This window comes from Protofrankia sp. Cas4, assembly GCF_963555915.1.
In the GTDB taxonomy this organism is placed as follows: Bacteria; Actinomycetota; Actinomycetes; order Frankiales; family Frankiaceae; genus Protofrankia.
In genome coordinates this window covers 1-19119 of record NZ_CAUVXL010000072.1, presented here as the reverse complement: position 1 = coordinate 19119, position 19119 = coordinate 1, and the positions used below count along the sequence as shown (strand labels likewise).

Below are 19119 nucleotides of genomic sequence, written 5' to 3'. Positions count from 1 at the left end.
GGGCGGATTCGGGTGACAGCGTCCAGAAGTCCCACTGCATGTTGTTGTCTCGCAGGTGGTTGTCGGCACGCCGCTTCTGCGAGTGGATGAAGTCCTGGAACTTACTCGGGTCGCGTACGAAGAAGATCGGCGTGTTGTTGCCGACCAGGTCGTAGTTACCCTCCTCGGTGTAGAACTTGATCGCGAAGCCACGCGGGTCACGAACCGTGTCAGCGCTGCCGAGCTCCCCCGCCACCGTGGAGAAGCGGACAAACACGTCCGTGCGCCTGCCCACCTCGGCGAGGAACGCGGCCCTCGTGTAGGGGGTGACGTCCGCGGTCACCTCGAAGTAACCGTGCGCACCGCCCCCCTTGGCATGGACGACCCGCTCGGGCACCCGTTCCCGGTTGAACTGCGCCATCTTCTGGACCAGGTAGTGGTCCTGGAGCAGCAGCGGGCCGTCCGGGCCGACGGACAGCGAGTGCTCGTCGCTGGCGGCCGGGATGCCCGCATCAGTCGTCGTCGCGGATGTCTGGTTCGCGGATGTCTGGTTCGCAGGTGGTCGAGACTCGGTCATTGAGGCTCACTCCTGTCCAGTCGTCGTGGCGGCCCTGTTCCTCGGTGCAGCCCTGTCCGTCGGTGCGGTCCGCCGCACCGACGGGGCCTGCGTGAAGAAGGCCTACCCGCCGGGGGCCGCTGGATACTCCCGAACCACGAACCGCAAACCACGAACCACGAACCAGGTCACCTATGCCGGCTCGTTCAGCCGCAGGACCGCACGCGTCTCGTGCTCGTGCCCGAGGATGGACAGCCCACCGGCGTCCAGCACGAACCGGGCGCCGAGAACCGGATCGAGCTCCAGCCAGCGCGCCACCAGCACCCGCAGCATGTGGCCGTGCCCGACCAGGGCTACGTCACCTCGTTCCAGGTACGACAGGACGCGTCCGATCACCACATCGGCGCGGCCGCCGACCTGGGCGGGGGTCTCACCTCCGCGGGTGGGTCCGGTCCACACCGTCCAATCTGGCACTGATCGGCGGATGTCAGGCGTCGTGACTCCCTCGAACTCTCCGTAGTTCCACTCGGCGAGATCGTCCCAGACCTCGAACCGCGCCACCCCTGCACCGGCAGCAGCCCGGTCGCGATGGTCGGCCGAACGGGTCAGGCCGGCGAGTTCGGCCGTCCGCAGGGCACGCTGCCTCGGGCTCGCCGCGACCAGGGCGAAGGACCAGGCGGCGAGCCTGTCCGCACGTCGGGCGGCCTGTTTCTCCCCGGCCGGCGTGAGTGGCACGTCTGTGACACCGGTGTGCCGACCGGACCGGCTCCACCCGGTCTCGCCATGGCGGAGCAGCACGAGCCGACCTGAGGGAACGGGGATTGCCGGCAACTCACACCACGCAGTCCAATGTCACTGGGCTCGACGACGACGGCGGCGGCGACGACCGACCCCGACAGCCAGTAGCAGGGCGCTCCCGGCTATGAGGACCCGATCCCACCGAACGGTGCGTCGCAAGCCGTATCCCGAACCGGTATCACCGGCAAGGAGCTGCCCATCCGGTGACGCACCGACGTCGAAAGCCTCCCCGTCCTCCCCGCGGAATCCCGTGGTGATCGCATCCGGCCCGGCGAAGCTACCGGAGATCACCTTCTGACGAAGTTCAGCCACCCGGCCCCTGATCTGCTCGCCGGTCCGCTCGACGACCCTTCTGGGACTCACGAGCTCGGCAATTGCATCCAGGGTTACCGCCAGCTCGGCACGGGTGTTCTCGATCTGCTGCTGGATGGCAGCCGGGTCCTGCGGCACCAATGTCGCCCTTCCTCCGCGCGATGACTGCCTACCTGGCCTTAGAGTGCCGGCAATAGGGGACGCGGCGTCGCGGGGCTGGGGCACGCACCTCGCTGTGTTGTCGTCGGTCGCCACCCAACACCAGGGTGACTTCCTCCTCCGCCTCACGATCTACGCGCCCCAGCCCCGTTCCTTGATCCACACCCCTGTTGCCGGGCACTCTTAGAGCGACCGGCAACACTGTGACAGCCACGAACTCCCGAGTCGACGCCAAGGATCCGGTGGTCTCCGGCAGTGCGATCGTCGGGGACCGGTGGATCGCGAAGCAGTGCGACGCCTGGCCCGCAGCACTGCCGAGGATCGTGCCAGAACGGGCACAAAAGCGCGAGGCGAAACGGCGGCGAGCGGCACAGCTCACCGGCCCCGGCGGGACCGGCGAAAACCGCGGCCCACGCGCCGGTGTTTACCCTGGTCGGGTGAGCTGCCGACGACATCCGCGCTGGCGGCGATGGCGGCCGGGGCGCACTGTTCGCCCGCGTCTGTCCGCCGCGAGCGCGATGTGGCGCGGGCCATTCGGGCAGGGCGTCCGGTTCGCCGTGCCGTCCGTCGCGCTGGCGATGCTCGCCCATCTACCGTCGACCGGGCCGACGCCCGGTTTCGTGCCGATCCTCTTCATCACGGTTGGCATGATCGCGCTCGCCACGGGCCTCACCGCCGGCGGACGTCTGCTGCCCACCGGCAGGCGCCCGGGGCTCGACGGACCGGTGGGGTACGCGGTGGCGGTCATGACCCAGGCGGGCCTGCACGGGCTCCTCGCCATGTCCGCGTCGCCGCGAACATCCCACTCGTCCCTGGCCGCCCGCCTGCTCTGCCACCCGCCCGGCACCGGTGGCACCGCTCTCGGACGCCTGGGAAACCCGGGCGCAGGCACTGCCGGCGGCGCGGCCGGCAGCGCTGCCGGGAACTTCCGCACCACCATCCACAGTGCCGGGTGGACGCCTGACGCACGGGGCCTGATCGTGCTGAGCGCCCACATGCTGGCCGCGGCGGGAGTGCTGTGGTGGCTGCGACACGGCACAACTGCGGCCCGCGCAGTCATACGTCTGCTGTCCAGCCACCTGAGCCCACCCGTCGCGCCGGTCACGATCGCCGCACCAACCCGCGGCCGACCCGTTGGCCGCCGGCGCCCGTCCTGGCTGCCCATGGTCTGTCTGCGTTACGTCCTGGCACGGCGCGGACCGCCGCGCCGGCCCGCCCTCGCCGCCGTGCCCGCGGCGGTCTGACCGTCGGTCACGCCACGCTCGCGCCGAACCCTCAGGCGATCTCCCACAGACCGTCGGGCGTGGGCTGTGCCTGCCGGTTCGGTCGTCCACCGGCTCGGTCGTCCACCGGCTCGGTCATTGCCATATTTGTCGTTCCCATTTTCGTGCGACGCCCACTCACCACGAGGAGTTATGCAACTATCTTTTCCACTCACGCGCCGACGCCGACTGCTGGCCGCCGTGCCGCTGACCGCGTTTGTACTCGTCACTGCCGGCTGCTCCGCGGGTAGCGAGTCAGCGGTCACCATCATGGACGACTCCGGGGCGTCCACCGGGCTGCGTGGAACAGCGGTCCCGCAGCCGATCGACAAGCCGGCCATGAACCTGACAGACACCGCCGGAGCCCCGTTCGACCTGCGCTCGCGGACGGCGGGGAAGGTCACGCTGGTGTTCTTCGGCTATACCCACTGCCCCGACGTCTGCCCGACGACGATGGCTGACATCGCAGCGGCGCTCAACGTGGTGCCGACCGCGGTACGCGCACAGGTGGCGACGGTGTTCGTCACCACCGACCCCGACCGCGACACCGGCGGCGTCCTGGGTCAATGGCTGAACCAGTTCGACCCGTCCTTCATGGGCGTCCGCGGCACCTTGACGCAGGTGCACGCGCAGGCGGACGCTCTCGGTATCCCGCTCGAGGAACCGGTCCGCCAGCCAAATGGCAGCTATACCGTTACCCATGGGACGCAAGTCATAGCATTCACCAAGAACGACAAGGCCACGGTCCTGTATCTGGCCGGAACCCAGGTCGCCGACTATGTCCATGACCTGCCGGTCCTGGTCAACACCGGAAAGACGACGTGACGCCATGAAACACGTGACCCCGTGAAATGGGAACGGACAGCGGACAGCCCTGTGGACATTCCCGGTACCGCCACAGCCGGCAGGAGACCGCTTCAGGCGTGGGTTACCGGCCCACGGATGGCGCGGACCCTCGCGACCGTGCTGCGGTTCGGTCTGGCCGCGATCTGGCTCGCCGCCGGTATCCTCAAGATCGGTGATCCGCAGGGAATGGTGCGGTCGGTCCGGGCCTTCCGCATTCTGCCTGAATCATTCGTCCATCCGGTCGCGTACGCCGTCCCGTTTGTGGAGATCGCGCTCGGCCTGCTGCTGCTCGTGGGCCTGGCCGTGCGGGTGGGCGCTGTCGTGTCCACCCTGCTGCTCGCCACTTATATCGCAGCGATCACGGCCGCGGCAGCACGCGGGCTGCACATCGAATGCGGCTGTTTCTCAGCCGGCGGCGACCTTACCGCGGACGCGCCCACCCACTACACCGAGGAAATCGTGCGGGACAGTCTGCTCCTCGTCGCGAGCGGCCTGTTGGTGCGCTGGCCGCACAGCGTACTGACCCTCGACCGTCTCCTCGACCGACCGTTCCAGGAGAATCGATGAACGCCACTTCAGGCAAGGACGGGCCGAAAGACGCCCCGGCCGGACGGCGGCCTGCGGGTCGTGATGAGGCCCGACGGGAAAAGGCCGCCGCGGCCCGAGCCGCCGAGGCCGCGCATGCGCGGCGACGCCAGCGCATCATCATCGCGTCGGTTGCCGTGGCTGTGCTCGCGCTGGTCGGCGTGATCGGCTTCGCCGTCCAGAGCAGCCGGACGGTCGCCACACCCGTCGTGCTGCCGGCGAACGCGACCGGGAGCGACAACGGGATCGTCGTCGGAACGGCGAAGGCCCCGGTCACCGTCGACTTCTACGAGGACTTCCAGTGCCCCATCTGCGAGAATCTCGAAACATCGCTCGGCCCCACCGTCCAGCAACTGATTGACGCCGGAAAAATCAAAGCCGTCTATCACATGATGTCATTTCTGGGGCCGGAGTCGGTACGGGCCGCGAACGCCGCCGCCGCCGCCCAGGAAAGCAGGTTCAAAGAATACCACGACGTCCTCTATGCCAATCAGCCAGCCGAGAGAACCGGCGGCTTCACCAACACCACATTGACCGAACTCGGCGGCAAGGTAGGGCTGACATCCGCGGCATTCACCGACGCCGTGAACAACGGCACATACAACGGTTATGTCGCGAAGGTGGAGGATGATGCGTCCAAGCGCGGCGTGAACGGCACCCCAACCGTGTTCGTCAACGGCAGTCAGCTTGCCGCGCAGGCCCTGACGGTGGACGGCTTCACCGCCACGGTAGCCGGTGCCGCCCGGTAACGGCGGTGCCGCCCGGTAACAACGCCGCCGGCCCGAATGTGGGGCGTCTGAGAGTCCCTGAGGGCCTCCGGGTGTGCGAAAAGAACCGCCCTCACACACCCTTGGGCCCGGCAGTCCACGGCCGCACGAGGTGAGATAGCGGCTGTGGACGCCGCCCAGTGGGACCGCCGGCACGCCGGAACCGGCCTGCGCTGGACCGCCGAGCCGAACCCGGTCGTGATCGAACAACTCACCGGCCTGCACCCGGGCCGGGCCCTCGATCTGGCCTGCGGGGTGGGCCGCAACGCAGTCTGGCTTGCCACGCAGGGCTGGCGGGTCACGGGTCTGGACTTCTCGGATGTCGCGATCCGCAAGGCACGGGAACTGTCCCGCCGGTTCGACGTGACGCCGGACTGGATCCACGCCGACGTCCTGGGCTGGACACCGAGGCCCAGGTCCTACAACCTTGTCACTATCTGCTATCTTCACCTGCCGCCCAGCGAGCGGCGTGCGGTTCTGTGTGATGCGGTGAACGCGATCATCCCGGGTGGAACGTTGCTGCTACTCGGGCAGGACCGCGCCAGCCCGACGAGCGAACCCGGCGCACCGGTCCAGCTCGAACGCCTGCTCGACGCCGACGAACTGCTGACGGACCTGGCCGCCGGCCCGCCGCTGCGGATCAGCCGAGCCGGCCGCATACCGCGCCCGCCTGATCTCGACGGCCACAGGCACACGGCGTTTGACACGCTCGTGGTTGGGGTCCGACCCGGCCCGACGTCCATCCATCCGGCGCTCATCGAACCGATACCGGGAACGACGACCGGCGGCCAGCCCACCTCGCGGTCACTGTCGCTGTCGGTCGGTGGGTTCGTGGTCGTCCACCGGATGCCCGATGTGGCGGAGCTGCGCCGACTGCGCACCGCCGGCGGCCTGCCCGACCCTGGGCCCGAAGCCGCGGCGGACGCCCTTGCCGGCAGTCTGGCCGGGCTGTGCGTGGAGGCCGTCGACGAACCGGGCCGCGCGGTGGGTTGCGGCCGTATCGTCGGTGACGGCCGCACCTTCCTGGTCATCATGGACGTCGCGATCGACCCCTTGGTCTTCGCCGACGCGGACGCCGACGCCGGAGTCGACCTTTCCGCATTGATCGTGAACGAGCTACGCCGATGGGCCGCCGACCAGGTGGATCCGACTGCGTTCGTCGGGGTGGCGACGGCGGCGGGGGTCGAGCCGCTCGCCGTCCGTTCCGCGCCGGCAACGCGACCACCCCGGCGTGCGCACGGGCATGGGCCAGGGCATGTGCCAGGGGGCGGGTTTGCGACAGGGCGGCCGTCGGACTAACTTTCCGGCCATGACCGAGACTGCCGCCGCTGCCCGTCTCACCCCTGGTGACACCGCCCCGGATTTCACCTTGCCCGACGCCGACGGCACGGATGTGTCGCTCGCCGCCTACCGGGGGCGAGCGGTGGTCGTGTACTTCTACCCGGCTGCCTCCACGCCCGGCTGTACCAAGCAGGCCTGCGACTTCCGGGACAGCCTCGTGCAGCTCAACGGCGCCGGGATCGACGTGCTGGGCATCTCCCCGGACAAGCCGGCGAAGCTGGCGAAGTTCCGTGACAACGAGGGGCTCACCTTCCCGTTGCTGTCCGACCCGGACCGGGCGACGCTCACGGCCTACGGCGCCTACGGCGAGAAGACGCTGTACGGCAAGAAGACCCTCGGTGTGATCCGGTCGACCTTCGTCGTGGGCGCCGACGGAAAGATCGAGAAAGCGCTGTACAACGTCCGGGCGACCGGCCACGTCGCCAAACTCATCCGCGATCTCGGTCTGGCCGGCTGACCCCGTACCTGCACCCGCGGGAAGCCCTCACGGACCCGCCGGATGACCATACCGGCACCCGCGGACGGGCCTCTGGGCGCCCGCCGGAGGCACCCGTCAGTGGGCGCCCAGAGGCCCCTGGTCGCGTGGCGGCCGGGCCGGCAGGCTGGATGTCGGAGGCCGTCAGGCGCATCGTCAGATCCTGGCCGCCTCCGACACGCCTGTCGCCGGTGACCGCGATCCACGGGCGGGTTCGCGGTCACCGGCGACAGCACACGCCCGCCGATCGCTACTGTGGTACCTACGCGGGAGTGGCGGAATGGCAGACGCAGCAGACTTAGGATCTGCCGCCTTCGGGCGTGGGGGTTCAAGTCCCCCCTCCCGCACCGGTAGATCCGACCAGCTATTTTCCAGCGTTTCCGCAGGCCACAGCCTATGTAGTCGATCAACTACCCGATCCGGTCGTGTCCGGTGGTGTCCAGTCGTCCCCGGCGGCGATCGACGGTTCACGGACCATGCGCGGCACAGAACCATCCCCAAGATCAGCACCATCTCCATGATCAACGCCATCCACAAGATCAGCGCATGTTTGTCGTCAGGTACGCATATCGGCCCGAAAAGCGTACCCAAGAACAAACACGCGCCGATCATGGTCTGAGTCGATGACACGCCCACCCCGTCGAACCCAAGCCGGACGGAGGACCCGCCCGCGGTCAACGGCGGTAGACGTCGCGGCGATGGCCGAGCTCCACAACCAGGACCACGAGCACGTCGTCCCACACTGTGTAGATCACCCGATAGTCGCCGACCTGGATACGCCAGTAACCCGGTTGGCCGACGACCGCCTTGCAGCCGACAGGCCGCGGCGTGTGCTCCAACGCAAGAATGACCTTGGTCAGCCGGTTCTGAACATCACGGGAAAGCTTCCGGAAGGCATGCTGGGCATGCGGGTCGATCTCGACCTTGTACGACTCACCGCCCGCCACAGCGCCTTATCTTGCCGTTTGCGTACGACAGCCTTCATACCTCGTCGTCGTCGAGGTTGTCCGGATCGATCCCGAGCTCGGCCAAGAACGCCCGGAAGGCGTACCGGGTCGCAGCCTTCGGCAAGCGCAGCATCAAGACACTGACGGTCGTATTCGTCCTCTTCGTCCGTCGTCTCGTACACAGTGTCGATCATCGTCTCAGACACGCGCTCACCTCCTTACATCACCATGCGCCTTGAGACGCGGGTCCAGCGCACCGCGATCCTAGATCGCAACATCTCAGATCGCGCTGTCAAGGACAAGAGGCCGCCCTCGGCACGCATTTCAGCACGTACGTCGCCCTGCGCTTCCAGCGCAAGGTCCATCGCCTCATCCTCGGAAATGTCAGCCATCCCGTGACGGATCCGATACTCGTGCGCCGCGTCGAGGACTTCGCCGAACGTGCACGGCACCCACGACTCCGCAGCAACTTCTGGCACGTCGACCTTCCCCTTCTATGATCGCCCAACAGTCTCGCGCGATCCGCTATAGCACGATCTCGGAGTACGGCGGCCCAGCGAGTCCGGGATGTAACCGACAGGATCGTGGCGTGGATGTGCAGTCAGGGAGGCGACCTGGGATGACATAAGATTAGTGAGGAAGTATCTCGATAAAATAGGCCTGTAGGGGGTAGGAACGAGATTGTGATCTTCAATGGTCTAGAGCCGTGGCGCGACAATTTCCCCAAAGTCGATTTTCAAACACCTAGCGGGCTCGTGGATTTACATAACAATGCCATTCTTGAGAAGATTTCCTTTCTTGTTGCCGACGTGACGCTGGTTCTCGGGTTTCGCTATTCTGGAGACTGGCGTAAAATTGAGTCGTCGGGCCGTCCGGTGGACCTTGAATTCGGCGACATCGCCAATCTCCGAATAACTCAGATCGACGGCTACGATACGCGATCGGGTAGCACGCTTGAAGGTGTAACCCGCGATATCCAGTCAGAGGAATCTAGATTTATTGTTGATGTCGGCGATGTGAAATGTGAATTCAATACCCAATCTGTCACGTTGCGTATGCGCTAATGAGGATTTGGCTCGACTCGCAGAGGAGTGCCGAGTTCGGCCGGAGACAGCACAACCACGCCCCCAACGCCCCCTCCTGGACTTCCACGATCAGCCACGTCCCTGAAACCGGCCAAGTGCCGGGGCCAGGTCCGTAGGCAGAACGTCGGACCGTTGCTGATGGGTGCTCGCTCGCGGTGGAGAATCACTCCGGGAGGTCACGGATGCGCAGCGTGGCGGTTGTCACAGGCGGTAGCCGTGGGATAGGCGCGGCCACGGCGGTCCTGCTGGCCCGCCGTGGCTGGGACGTCTGCATCGGCTTCCGAGCAGCCGCCGCATCGGCCCGACAGGTCGTGGCGGAATGCAAGGCCGCCGGCGTGGCCGCCGTCGCCGTTCCCACCGATGTCACCTCGCCGGACGCGGTCGCCGCACTGTTCATGGCCGCGGACGCCATGGGACCGGTGGCGGCGCTGGTCAACAATGCGGGCATCGTCGCCGGACCGGCACGGGTCGAGGAGATGACCCACGACCGGCTCGTCGCCATGTTCGCCGTCAACGTCGTCGGTGCCTTCCTGTGCGCCGGGCATGCGATCCGGCGCATGTCGACGCGGCACGGTGCAGCGGGTGGCGTCATCGTCAATGTCTCCTCGGCAGCCGCCCGCCTCGGCAGCCCAGGCGAGTACATCGACTACGCAGCCTCCAAGGGCGCCATCGACACCATGACGATCGGCCTGGCCAAGGAGGTCGCGGCCGACGGCATCCGGGTCAACGCCGTCCGCCCCGGCCTCATCCGCACCGACATCCACGCCAGTGGCGGGCAACCCGGCCGCATCGAGCGCCTCGCGACCGGCGTCCCGATGGGTCGCGGCGGTGAGCCCGACGAGGTCGCACACGCGATCACCTGGCTGTGCTCGCCCGAGGCGTCCTACGTCACCGGAGCGATCCTCGACGTCACCGGAGGCCGCTGACTCAACCCGCTCCTTCGCCACTGACGGCTACCTGGCACTTGGTAGCCGCCTATCGTCTCACCCGGACCCGCGGACGAGCGGCCAACTGCGACTGATCCACGAAGGGGCGCCGCTAGCAGGAACATCCGCCCCCGCACCCGCAGGTGCCGCCGCCGTGGCTGCTCGCGGCACGGACGGCAGTGCGGCGTCGCTGGTGGCGCCCCCAGAACACGACCGCGAGCACGACAAGGCCGACAGCGACGGCGAGGAGGGTCTGGTTCAGCGCCGCGGCGGCGCCGGCGGTGAGCGTTCCCGCGCCGACCAGCAGCGGGAGCGCGCAGCACGCCGCGCAGGCGGCCACGGCCAGCGCACCGGACAGCGCGACCCGCCGGGGAGAGCGCGGTTCCTCACTGTCGACCTCGCTGTCGGCGAGGACGTACGCCAGCGCGGCCGGTGCCGGGCCTGGACCACGACGATCTCTGGTGGGCAGGGTGGTCATGGTCGTCTCCTGGTGGCGGTGTGGCGGGACGGGACAACATCGTGATCGTGATCGATGTCGCCCGGAGGGATCGGGGCTATCTCGACGAAGGGCAACGGGCAGTCCGGGCAGGTGCAGTGGGTGAGACTGTCGCAGCCGGCCTCGATCACCCCGGCGAGCGCGGTCCGGATGGTCTCGAGATGTTCGATCCTGATGTTGATCTCGTCGAGTTTCGCGACCGCACGTTCCCGTAGCGCGCCGGTGGGGTGGCGGCGCCGGCCGCTGGCGAGTAGTTCGGCGACCTCGTCGAGGGTGAACCCGAGCCGCTGCGCGGCCTTGATGACGCCCAGCAGGCTCACCGCCTCGGCCGGATAGAGCCGGTGCCCGCCCGGGGTGCGCACCGGTGCGGCCAGCAGCCCCCGCCGCTCGTAATAGCGCAGCGTCTGGGTGTTCACCCCGGCCGCGGTGGCGAGCTCGCTGGTGCGCAGGCCGCCCAGGCTCACCGGCAGCTCCGGTGCACAGTCGGGGCAGTGCGGGTTTCGATCCAGTCGAGCACGTCCGCGCGCGCATCCGGCACGTTCACCGCGACGACAACCGTCTCGCCGGTCGAGGCGACCGTGAACTGGAAGAACGCACAGCACGACGACTCCCGCCCGGCCAGGTCCCGGACCTCGGCCTCCACCCCGCCGGAGGCGGTCAACGTCAACACGAGCGACGTGGGACGCCTACGGGTGACCTCGACAAGCGAGTCGGTGAACAGCCTGTCCCATTCGGCCAGCCGCAACGGCTGTTCCTCGGTCGGCAGGGTGCACCCGGCGGGTCCGCATCCGCTCACGGCTCTCTCCTTCGCTCCGGACGCCCTCCCGCGAGCGCCTCGAACTGACGGTAAGCCTGTACTCGGGTACCGGATGCAACCCCGGAGCGCCTGCCATCCCCATGATCGGCGCGTGTTTGTCGTCAGGTACGCATATCGGCCCGAAAAGCGTACCCAAGAACAAACACGCGCCGATCATGGTCTGAGTCGTTGGCCCGGACCTGCCAATTCGACTCCTCCGAGGTCGGTAACGGCTTTGTCGAGATCATCGCCTACGACACCGCAGCGGTCGTGCGACCGGCCTGACATGCCACTACAGCTCCACCCCGGCAGGGCCATGGCATGAAAAGTCAGTTACCGGACGCTCTCGGGACGAACCTCACCGTGCCGCGGATCGGTCGGCCGCGCGCGCCAACGCGACATCCAGCGACATCCCGGTCCCCACCATTGCGGCGACGTCCGTGAAGAAGAATAGCGGCGTGACCTGGTAATCGTGCCAGCCGTTCTCGATGGCGAACAGTTCCGCCGACTCGGCCGAACCAAACGTGATCGTTGTGTCACGGACCCGCCGATTCTCCCCCGAATCAAAGCGGACGACTCCATAGAGAACGGGCAGCTGCCCGACCCCGGTCTCCCCAGCACCAGTCTCCTCAGCACCGGCCTTCGCCCTACCGCCGCCCCTGTTTGCGCTGGCTGCCGCCACCGGCCCCACCGCCCCCTCCCGCTCCGACATCCCACCCCATCTCGCCAAACGGCAAGATTCACTACGTAAGGATCTCCTGATCATGTGATGGTCGCGTTACCCGCAGGTGACCACCATGTACGGATCAGTAGGCTGGGTAGGCGTATCCGGACGTACCGTCCGAGTCATCGGGCGCTCTTCTGCTCACCCACTCACACCGGCATAGGCCCAGCCGGTCCAGCGGCGGACCTCCACCAGCATGACCGGGCCCGCCGGTCGACGTTCCCGGTACTGGCCGTACTTCGCCACCAGCTGGTCAATCGCGTCACGCCAGGCGGATCCGTCCTCGACGATGCGGGCGACGCCGTCGGCACGCGCCCACCACAACTGGTTCCAGTCGTCAGCGTAATGATCGACAATCAGGCTGACGCTCGGATTGACCGCGATATTGGCCAGACGCCGCAGAGCCGTCGAGCGCTTGGGCTTGTGGTCCACGACCATCACGATCATGTCATCGTGGAGTGCGAAGGTCACCGGTACCAGGTGCGGCTGCCCGCCCGCGTCCACCGTGGCCAGCCGGGCTACCCCGGCGGTGGCAAACCGACCGCGTGCCTCAGCAGCGTCCAGATTCATCCCCCATACCTACCGCCACGAGCACTACCGCCACGAGCACTTACCGTTACGACAGACCTGCCGTCAGGACAGAGCAGCACGCAACGATGCCCCCGCCTTCGGTCCCGACAGCAGGACGAGACAATGGGACCATGGCTGACGCGGACGTGACGACCCCGCTGTACGGGGTGCGGATCCGGGTGGACAAGACCGGGCCGGGGGTCCATGCCGCGCTCGATCCGGAACGCCGGGCTGAGTTCGAGGCGGAATTTCGCAACGCATTGGCGCACGCCGACGACCAGTTTGATCTGGATGCCGTCCAGGATGTGGTCGAACGATGGTGGCCGGCGGCGGTACTGTGCGCGAATCCGGCGGACGCCGATGAAGCGCTACACGGTGCGATGGGTGACGTACGCCAGCGAACAGCGTGATGCATTACACGATACGTGATGCATTGCACGATAGAGGAACGCTGGCGCACCATCACCGTCCTGCGGGTCCGCTGGCTCGGCTGACACCACCACCGGCCTGACAGGCTTTTCGCACGCCGGCACGGGACCAGGACCGCTACCGGAGCCGCCGGACGGCAGACGCCGGACTGGCGCTCCCCTTCCCACGCGCCGACGGTGCCTGGCGCGCCGAGGCCGGCGCACCCGTCACTCGAATCAGCAGCCACCGAGGGTGATCGAGGACGCGACTGGGGTGTCACGAGTCGGGGACGGATGGGAACGACCCGGACACCTCAGCCGCGTCCTTAACCTACCCTGCCGATAGCAAATAGTCACTGATCGATTACAGGTGGTTCTAGCTTACACGGCGATTGGCCTCCATGTACCCGTTTTGGCGTGGTCTATCGCAATGTATTTTGCCGGAATTCGCCGTCGTCCGCGCAACACCGGGAGGTCAATCACGGAACGTGACCAAACGCCCGATAGGAGATCTCCACGTGGAACGCTCCGGACATGTCCGACCGCTCCCCGGACACGGGCCGGAGCCGACCAGGCGGGCGCCGACCAGGCGGGCGCGGTCAGATACCGAGCCGCGCCCGCAGGACACCCGCGAGCTCTCCGAAGGCCCGCCCCCGGTGACTGATCGAGTCCTTTTCGGCCGGGCTGAGCTCCGCACTCGTCCGGTCCTCGCCGTCAGCCAGGAACAGCGGGTCGTAGCCGAAACCGCCGGTCCCGCGCGGCCCGGTCAGCAGCCGTCCGCGCATCTCGCCGTGCACGACCTGTTCGGTGCCGTCCGGGGTCACCAGGGCCGCCGCGCACACGAACCCCGCGCCGCGCCGGGCCGCGGGCACGTCGGCCAACTGGGCGAGCACGAGCGCGTTGTTGGCGGCGTCACGCTCGGCCGCAGACACCCCAGACAGCAACCCGGCCCACCGCGCGGACAATACCCCGGGCATCCCGTTGAGGGCGTCGACCGCAAGCCCTGAATCGTCCGCCACGGCGGGCAGACCGGTGACCCGCACGGCGTCCCGCGCCTTGATCAGCGCGTTCTCGGCGAAGGTTGCCCCGGTCTCCGCCACATCCGGGCCGTCGGGCAGTGCCAGCAACTCGACGCTGAGCCCCGCAGCCGCCAGAATGCGGCGCAGCTCGACGAGCTTGGCGCCGTTGCGGCTCGCCAGCACGACGCGCGTGGACACGACCCCACGCACCGCACGATCGTCATTGGAGGCCATCAGCGATCACCGGGGCGAGGGCCGGGTCGCCGACCGTGGCCCACCTGAGGGCACCGGACGCACCCCGGCAAGGGCCGCCCGCTGAATCTCGGTCAGTCGCGCGCATCCCTGGGCGCCCAGATCAAGCAGCCGGTCGAGCATGACCCGGTCGAACGGCACACCCTCCGCCGTTCCCTGGACCTCGACGAAGCCACCGTCGCCGGTGCAGACCACGTTCATGTCAGTGTCAGCGCCGGCATCCTCATCGTAGGCGAGGTCCAGCATCGGCTCACCGGCAACCACGCCGACGCTCACCGCCGCCACGCTGCGGATCATCGCATCCGGACGGCCCAACCATGCGCACGCGTCCGACAAAGCCAGGTAGGCGCCAGTGATGGACGCGGTGCGGGTACCGCCGTCGGCCACCAGAACGTCGCAGTCGATCGCGATCGTATTCTCTCCGAGCAGCTTGAGGTCGATGCTGACGCGCAGGCTGCGGCCGATCAGTCGAGAGATCTCATGGGTGCGGCCACCGATGCGACCCCGCACCGCTTCGCGATCATTGCGGGTATTCGTCGCCCGCGGCAACATCGCGTATTCCGCGGTCACCCAGCCCAGGCCGCTGCCCTTGCGCCAACGCGGTACGCCCTCGGTGACCGAGGCGGCGCACAACACCCGCGTCCGCCCGAACTCGATCAATGCGGAGCCCTCTGGATGGTCCTGCCAACCACGAGTGATCACTACTGGCCGAAGTTCGTCGAATGTCCTGCCGTCGGAACGCTTCACGACGATCAACCCTACCGGCAGGCGGCAAGGGGACCGCACGGCCGTCGCGCGCAGGCATCCTTGCGCTGGCTGACCCGGGCTGTGACCGCCGAGCGGCCACAACCCGCCACCAGCACCCGAAGACTCACGCATCGACCAATATCCACCGGACGGGACCTAGAGCTCGTAGACCGCTCCGGTCTCGGCGAGAGCCAGCGAGCCGTCGAAGGCGCCGGCCGCTTCCTCGTGACTGCGCTGCGTGTCGCCCCACGGCACGAGGTGGGTGAGCACGAGACGTCCGACATCTGCCTTGGCGGCGTGCTCACCGGCCTCACGCCCCGACAGGTGAATGCCCGGCGGGTTGTCCGGGACATCCATGTAGGCCGCTTCGCACAGGAACAGATCAGCTTCCCGGGCCAGCTGTAGCAGCTGGTCACAGGCGCTGGTATCACCCGAGTAGGTCAGCGACCGCCCGTCGGCGGTCAACCGCATGCCGAACGCCTCGACCGGATGCGCCACCCTTTCCAGATCGATCCGGAAGGGACCCACGTTCAGGCGTCCAGGACTGATCGTCTGAAAGTCGTAGATGTCAGCCAGGGAATCATCGGGCCAACGCTCAAACGCCGCGCAGAGACGTTCCTGAGTGTTGATCGGCCCGTAGACCGGAAGCTTCGGGGGCATCCCCTCGGGATGGTACCGCCGGGCGTAGGCACTCACCACAAGATCGAGACAGTGGTCGCCGTGCAGATGCGACAGGAGTACCGCATCGACGTCCCGCAGGTCGCAGTGTCGCTGTAGTTCGCCCATCGACCCATTCCCGGCGTCCACCACCAGGCGAAAGCCGTCGGACTCGATCAGATAGGAGGAACACGCCGACCGGGGTCCCGGATAGGTACCCGAACAACCCAGCACGGTGAGCTTCATCGGGCCACCCCCGCTCCCGCCGGCACGAATCCCGCCACAACGGTCCGTGGCCGTGCACCTATACGGAGCCGGGCCGACTCCGGGTAGTCATCCTGCGCGATCTCTTTCCTGCTGCTCGTCAATGTGACGCCCTCTCCCATAAAAAAGCCGATGACGCCGGTCAACAAAGGATAACGGGTGCGACCTGGGATTATTGTGTCCACATCGACTTCCTGAAATGGCGCCAGATAAGAGCGCCCGGCAATAGGGGCGTGGATCAAGGAGCGGGGCCGGGGTGCGTGCATCGCGAGGCGGCGGATGGAGCCACCCTGGTGGTGGGTGGCGACCGACGACAACACAGCGAGGTGCGTGCCCCGGCCCCGCAACGCCGCATCCCTATTGCCGGTCGCTCTACGTCCTGGTCGGTACCGGCGGCTGTCGGCTGTTCGTCTCACCACGCTTTGTCTCACCACGCTCTGTCTCACCACGCTCTGCCTGGTCCATGAAGGCACGGCGGGTCACGGCCACGCGCCGGGCAGCTGCCCGGGTCGAAGAGGCGTGCGCACGAGCGCCGCCGGTGGCCGCCACAGCCGCGAGAAAGACCGCCTCGGTCGGCCGGATGTCGCACGGTTCCGCACCGGCGTACCGCCTGGTTTCGACCACGGAGCCACCGGCCGACCACTGCGGCCCGGCCAGCGGTCGCGGTCGGCCGGGACCACGCCTCGTGGCACCGACGGGACGACCGGTGGAGTCGGATAGGAGCTGATCGAGGATCGCCTGCATGACGGTGTGGCCGTCGCCTGCGCTGTCGAATACCCCGATGGGCGCGCCGCTCATGAGCGATCAGACTAAGCCCGAAATCGGGTTCTCACCCTGTGGCAGTGGTCACGATACCCGTGTCGAATTTTGGACACCCCGGCCCACGTAGGCATCCCAACCACTTCCCAGGCACGGGACAGAAAATCGTGACCATTACCACACCGGGTCGATGGCCAGGCAGACCCCCACGGCTTCCGATCAGGCCCAGAGCTGACCCTCCAACGCCGCCTCAGCTTCCTCCAGCGTGCCCGCGTAGGCACCGGTGGACAGGTACTTCCAGCCGCCGTCACAGACGATGAGGGCAATGTCGGCACGCTGACCGGCCCGCACGCACTTCTCGGCCTCGATCAATGCCGCATGCAGGATGCATCCGGTCGAGATCCCGGCGAAGATCCCTTCTGTCTCAACCAGCTCCCGCGTCCGACGCAGTGACTCCTTCGGACCCACGGAGATACGGGTGGTGAGTACACTCCCGTCGTAAAGCTCGGGAATGAATCCTTCGTCAATATTGCGAAGCCCGTAGACGATCTCCCCATATCTGGGCTCCGCGGCGATGACTCGAATATCCGGTACCCGTTCGCGGAGGAAGCGTCCGGTGCCCATCAGCGTCCCGGTGGTGCCGAGGCCCGCGACAAAGTGGGTGATGGAAGGGAGATCCTCGAGGAGTTCCGGCCCGGTCGTCTCATAATGCGCCTGCGCGTTTGCCGGGTTACCGTACTGGTAGAGCATCACCCAGTCAGGATGTTCGGCGGCCATCCGCTTGGCCACGGCCACCGCCTCATTCGAGCCGCCGGCCGCAGGCGAGTAGACGATCTCGGCACCCCACATGCCGAGCAGCTGACGCCGCTCGACCGAGGTGTTCTCGGGCATCACACAGATCAGCCGATAGCCACGCTGGCGGCAGACCATGGCCAGCGAGATACCTGTATTACCTGAGGTCGGTTCAAGGACGGTCGCGCCGGCGGTGAGAATGCCGCGCTTCTCGCCATCAGCGATCATCCACAAGGCCGCGCGATCCTTGATGGAACCGGTCGGGTTGTCCTGTTCCAGCTTGGCCCACAGCCGGACATCCGGTGACGGTGAGAGCCTCGGCAGGCCCACCAGGGGGGTGTGGCCTACCGAGTCCACCAGAGAGTCGAAACGCATCAGCTCTTCTGACCTACCTGCCTGCTAGTGCTCGGGGGACTGCGGCCGCCGGTATCGTGGCGGAGCCACCGGCGACGGCGGGCAATATGGTGATCCCGCCCAAAGTCGCCGGTATCGTGGCGGAGCCACCGGCGACGGCGGGCAATATGGTGATCCCGCCCAAAGTCGCCGGTATCGTGGCGGAGCCACCGGCGACGGCGGGCAATATGGTTATATTGTCACCATCAGCGATCTTTGCATCAAGACCACCGAGGAAGCGGACGTCCTCATCGTTGACATAGATGTTCACGAAGCGATGGAGCTCACCGCCGCCGTCCCCGGAGATGAGCCGGCCCCGCAGACCCGGAAAACGGCTGTCGATGTCGATGAACAGCGCGTCGAGGGTGTCACCGACGCCCTCGACGACCTTGGACCCACCCGTGTAGCTGCGCAGGATCGTCGGAACGCGGACCTGGACTGCCATGGTGCTCCTCTCGGTGTTGCACGGTGTTGCACGGTGTTGCACTGTCTCGCTCGTCACCGCCGGACGCGACCAAACGCCTTATCATCACCTCTGCCGGGACGACGTGCCCCATCCCACTGCGACCGCTGACCATGCCGGTTCGGCGGTCGCCCGGAGAATCGACGCGGGGGGGACACAGTCAGCCACCCAGCACAACGTCGTGAACGCCTCAGAGGATTTCCACGGGCTCCTCGGTGACGACTTCGTCGACGATGCGAAACGACCGGAACTCGGTCCGCTCGGAGTCGCGGGTGGACGCGAGGACGTAATGGGCACCCGGTTGCGAAGCCAGCGAGATATCCGTCCGGGAGGGGTACGCCTCGGTGGCGGTATGTGAGTGATAGATCACTACCGGCTCCTCGTCCCGGTCGTCCATCTCACGCCAGACCGTGAGCTGCTCCGCGGAGTCGAACCGGTAGAACGTGGGTGACCGCTCCGCATTCTCCATGGCCACGAAGCGCTCCGGACGGTCCGAGCCGGCTGGTCCCGCGACGATCCCGCAGGCCTCGTCGGGATGGTCTCGTCGGGCATGGGCCACGATGGCCTCATAGACCGCTCGTTCGATACGCAGCACGGACCCACCGTATGACGAGTGGCATCGGCGACGGGATGCCATCAGGCTGACATGGTGCGCAAGACCCGCCGGCGTCACAGCAATACGTGCACGAGCTGGTCCTGCATGTCACCGAGGAAGAGGTACAACTCGACCACAGGTCTGCGA

At 67.2% G+C, this 19119-nt stretch carries 25 protein-coding genes, 1 tRNA gene and 2 pseudogenes; 10 read left to right on the top strand and 18 right to left on the bottom strand.

Translation table 11 applies throughout. The features are described from left to right. The 3 genes from U9979_RS07460 to U9979_RS07450 form a co-directional block, all read right to left on the bottom strand. A partial coding sequence (locus tag U9979_RS07460) for a catalase (protein ID WP_322778782.1) occupies window positions 1-556 on the bottom strand: 556 nt, incomplete at its 3' end. A 171-nt stretch (window positions 557-727) separates the two neighbouring features. After that, window positions 728-1333 carry a histidine phosphatase family protein gene (locus U9979_RS07455; protein ID WP_322778781.1) on the bottom strand — a complete coding sequence of 202 codons (606 nt, stop codon included), beginning with the start codon at window positions 1331-1333 and terminating at the stop codon, window positions 728-730. Between the two features lie 54 nt (window positions 1334-1387). After that, window positions 1388-1783 carry a DUF3618 domain-containing protein gene (locus U9979_RS07450; RefSeq protein WP_322751099.1) on the bottom strand — a complete coding sequence of 132 codons (396 nt, stop codon included), beginning with the start codon at window positions 1781-1783 and terminating at the stop codon, window positions 1388-1390. A gap of 539 nt (window positions 1784-2322) precedes the next feature. Here U9979_RS07450 and U9979_RS07445 point away from each other — a divergent pair. From U9979_RS07445 to U9979_RS07415, 7 genes are all read left to right on the top strand, one after another. Then, window positions 2323-3048: a hypothetical protein gene (locus tag U9979_RS07445; RefSeq protein ID WP_322778780.1), complete on the top strand. Its 726-nt coding sequence runs from the start codon at window positions 2323-2325 to the stop codon at window positions 3046-3048. A gap of 171 nt (window positions 3049-3219) precedes the next feature. Continuing rightward, window positions 3220-3891: an SCO family protein gene (locus U9979_RS07440; RefSeq protein ID WP_322751101.1), complete on the top strand. Its 672-nt coding sequence runs from the start codon at window positions 3220-3222 to the stop codon at window positions 3889-3891. Between the two features lie 51 nt (window positions 3892-3942). Beyond that, on the top strand, window positions 3943-4479 hold the full coding sequence (locus U9979_RS07435; protein WP_322751102.1) for a MauE/DoxX family redox-associated membrane protein: 537 nt from the start codon (window positions 3943-3945) through the stop codon (window positions 4477-4479). Continuing rightward, entirely contained in the window at window positions 4476-5246 is a 771-nt protein-coding gene (locus tag U9979_RS07430) for a DsbA family protein (RefSeq protein ID WP_322778779.1), read from the top strand. Before U9979_RS07435 ends, U9979_RS07430 begins: the two co-directional genes overlap by 4 nt. Before the next feature lie 144 nt (window positions 5247-5390). Beyond that, entirely contained in the window at window positions 5391-6563 is a 1173-nt protein-coding gene (locus tag U9979_RS07425; protein ID WP_322778778.1) for a class I SAM-dependent methyltransferase, read from the top strand. Between the two features lie 10 nt (window positions 6564-6573). Next, window positions 6574-7062 (top strand): thioredoxin-dependent thiol peroxidase, encoded by a 489-nt coding sequence (bcp, locus tag U9979_RS07420; protein ID WP_322751105.1) that lies wholly within the window; start codon window positions 6574-6576, stop codon window positions 7060-7062. A gap of 284 nt (window positions 7063-7346) precedes the next feature. Then, a tRNA-Leu gene (locus tag U9979_RS07415) sits at window positions 7347-7427 on the top strand. 327 nt (window positions 7428-7754) lie between these two features. Here U9979_RS07415 and U9979_RS07410 read toward each other — a convergent pair. Then, complete coding sequence (locus tag U9979_RS07410) at window positions 7755-8027, bottom strand: type II toxin-antitoxin system RelE/ParE family toxin (RefSeq protein ID WP_322778777.1); 273 nt, start codon at window positions 8025-8027, stop codon at window positions 7755-7757. A gap of 218 nt (window positions 8028-8245) precedes the next feature. Continuing rightward, the gene (locus U9979_RS07405; RefSeq protein ID WP_322778776.1) at window positions 8246-8506 is read right to left on the bottom strand and encodes a hypothetical protein; all 261 of its coding nucleotides are present in this window, start codon (window positions 8504-8506) and stop codon (window positions 8246-8248) included. A 204-nt stretch (window positions 8507-8710) separates the two neighbouring features. Between U9979_RS07405 and U9979_RS07400 the strand changes: the two genes are divergently transcribed. Further along, window positions 8711-9091, top strand: a complete 381-nt coding sequence (locus tag U9979_RS07400) for a hypothetical protein (protein ID WP_322778775.1) — start codon at window positions 8711-8713, stop codon at window positions 9089-9091. A gap of 203 nt (window positions 9092-9294) precedes the next feature. Beyond that, entirely contained in the window at window positions 9295-10038 is a 744-nt protein-coding gene (locus U9979_RS07395; RefSeq protein WP_322751679.1) for an SDR family oxidoreductase, read from the top strand. Between the two features lie 112 nt (window positions 10039-10150). Here the strand turns inward: U9979_RS07395 and U9979_RS07390 are convergent, their stop codons facing one another. The 5 genes from U9979_RS07390 to U9979_RS07370 all read right to left on the bottom strand — a co-directional run bounded on the left by U9979_RS07390 (window position 10151) and on the right by U9979_RS07370 (window position 12624). Beyond that, the gene (locus tag U9979_RS07390; RefSeq protein ID WP_322778774.1) at window positions 10151-10516 is read right to left on the bottom strand and encodes a hypothetical protein; all 366 of its coding nucleotides are present in this window, start codon (window positions 10514-10516) and stop codon (window positions 10151-10153) included. Next, window positions 10513-10998 (bottom strand): MerR family transcriptional regulator, encoded by a 486-nt coding sequence (locus U9979_RS07385; protein ID WP_322778773.1) that lies wholly within the window; start codon window positions 10996-10998, stop codon window positions 10513-10515. The genes U9979_RS07390 and U9979_RS07385 overlap by 4 nt, the downstream gene beginning before the upstream one ends. Further along, entirely contained in the window at window positions 10995-11330 is a 336-nt protein-coding gene (locus U9979_RS07380) for a hypothetical protein (RefSeq protein ID WP_322751682.1), read from the bottom strand. Before U9979_RS07380 ends, U9979_RS07385 begins: the two co-directional genes overlap by 4 nt. Window positions 11331-11688: 358 nt before the next feature. Further along, entirely contained in the window at window positions 11689-12042 is a 354-nt protein-coding gene (locus tag U9979_RS07375) for a hypothetical protein (protein ID WP_322751683.1), read from the bottom strand. A 153-nt stretch (window positions 12043-12195) separates the two neighbouring features. Next, window positions 12196-12624 carry a TIGR03668 family PPOX class F420-dependent oxidoreductase gene (locus tag U9979_RS07370; protein ID WP_322778772.1) on the bottom strand — a complete coding sequence of 143 codons (429 nt, stop codon included), beginning with the start codon at window positions 12622-12624 and terminating at the stop codon, window positions 12196-12198. A gap of 131 nt (window positions 12625-12755) precedes the next feature. Between U9979_RS07370 and U9979_RS07365 the strand changes: the two genes are divergently transcribed. Then, the gene (locus tag U9979_RS07365; RefSeq protein ID WP_322778771.1) at window positions 12756-13034 is read left to right on the top strand and encodes a DUF6247 family protein; all 279 of its coding nucleotides are present in this window, start codon (window positions 12756-12758) and stop codon (window positions 13032-13034) included. A gap of 596 nt (window positions 13035-13630) precedes the next feature. Here the strand turns inward: U9979_RS07365 and rdgB are convergent. The 8 genes and pseudogenes from rdgB to U9979_RS07325 all read right to left on the bottom strand — a co-directional run bounded on the left by rdgB (window position 13631) and on the right by U9979_RS07325 (window position 18972). Further along, window positions 13631-14284: an RdgB/HAM1 family non-canonical purine NTP pyrophosphatase gene (rdgB, locus tag U9979_RS07360; protein ID WP_322778770.1), complete on the bottom strand. Its 654-nt coding sequence runs from the start codon at window positions 14282-14284 to the stop codon at window positions 13631-13633. 6 nt (window positions 14285-14290) lie between these two features. After that, window positions 14291-15049: a ribonuclease PH gene (gene rph / locus U9979_RS07355; RefSeq protein WP_322755256.1), complete on the bottom strand. Its 759-nt coding sequence runs from the start codon at window positions 15047-15049 to the stop codon at window positions 14291-14293. A gap of 156 nt (window positions 15050-15205) precedes the next feature. Beyond that, the gene (locus tag U9979_RS07350) at window positions 15206-15952 is read right to left on the bottom strand and encodes an MBL fold metallo-hydrolase (protein ID WP_322750943.1); all 747 of its coding nucleotides are present in this window, start codon (window positions 15950-15952) and stop codon (window positions 15206-15208) included. Between the two features lie 68 nt (window positions 15953-16020). Then, window positions 16021-16185, bottom strand: a pseudogene (locus U9979_RS07345) (glutamate racemase); the annotation flags it as partial. Between the two features lie 385 nt (window positions 16186-16570). After that, window positions 16571-16768: pseudogene (locus U9979_RS25125) on the bottom strand (hypothetical protein); the annotation flags it as partial. Window positions 16769-16948: 180 nt separating this feature from the next. After that, the gene (locus tag U9979_RS07335; protein WP_322750942.1) at window positions 16949-17896 is read right to left on the bottom strand and encodes a PLP-dependent cysteine synthase family protein; all 948 of its coding nucleotides are present in this window, start codon (window positions 17894-17896) and stop codon (window positions 16949-16951) included. A 13-nt stretch (window positions 17897-17909) separates the two neighbouring features. Then, entirely contained in the window at window positions 17910-18359 is a 450-nt protein-coding gene (locus U9979_RS07330; RefSeq protein ID WP_322778769.1) for a MoaD/ThiS family protein, read from the bottom strand. A 208-nt stretch (window positions 18360-18567) separates the two neighbouring features. After that, window positions 18568-18972: a M67 family metallopeptidase gene (locus tag U9979_RS07325; protein WP_322750940.1), complete on the bottom strand. Its 405-nt coding sequence runs from the start codon at window positions 18970-18972 to the stop codon at window positions 18568-18570. Window positions 18973-19119: the final 147 nt, after the last annotated feature.